Source organism: Streptomyces flavofungini, assembly GCF_041028215.1.
Taxonomy (GTDB): Bacteria; Actinomycetota; Actinomycetes; order Streptomycetales; family Streptomycetaceae; genus Streptomyces; species Streptomyces flavofungini_B.
The window spans coordinates 1-368 of sequence record NZ_JASKYR010001572.1 but is presented as its reverse complement, the minus strand read 5'-3'; the positions used below and the strand labels follow the sequence as shown (position 1 = coordinate 368).

Annotated in this window: 1 protein-coding gene; it reads left to right on the top strand. The window is 78.5% G+C overall.

Features of this window, described 5'->3' with window-relative positions; translation table 11 throughout:
• Positions 1 to 368: AMP-binding enzyme (locus tag AB8Z36_RS42235; protein ID WP_440582150.1), on the top strand; the 368-nt coding region annotated here is incomplete at both ends.

Here is a 368-nt window from a genome sequence, read left to right as displayed (position 1 = left end):
GGGCAGGCCGCCCACCCGGCCGTCTCCGACGCCGCCGTGGTCGGCCTGCCCGACGCGCGCTGGGGCGAGGCGGTGCACGCGGTCGTGGTGCTGCGGCCCGGCGCCCTGGTCAAGCCGCGCGAACTCCTGCTGGCCCTGCGCGGCAAGCTCGCCGACTACAAGATCCCGGGCGCCTTCCACTTCGCGGACGACCTGCCGCGCAACCCCTCGGGGAAGATCCTGCGCCGCGCGGTGCGCGAACAGCTCACCGCCCAGGCCGCCGCGACCCCGGCCCGGCTCCCGCTGCCCGCCCAGCGCCCGGCGTCGGCCGCCGCGGCCCGCCTGCCGCAGCAGCCGCAGCACACCTGTCACACCCCCTCGTACCGCAC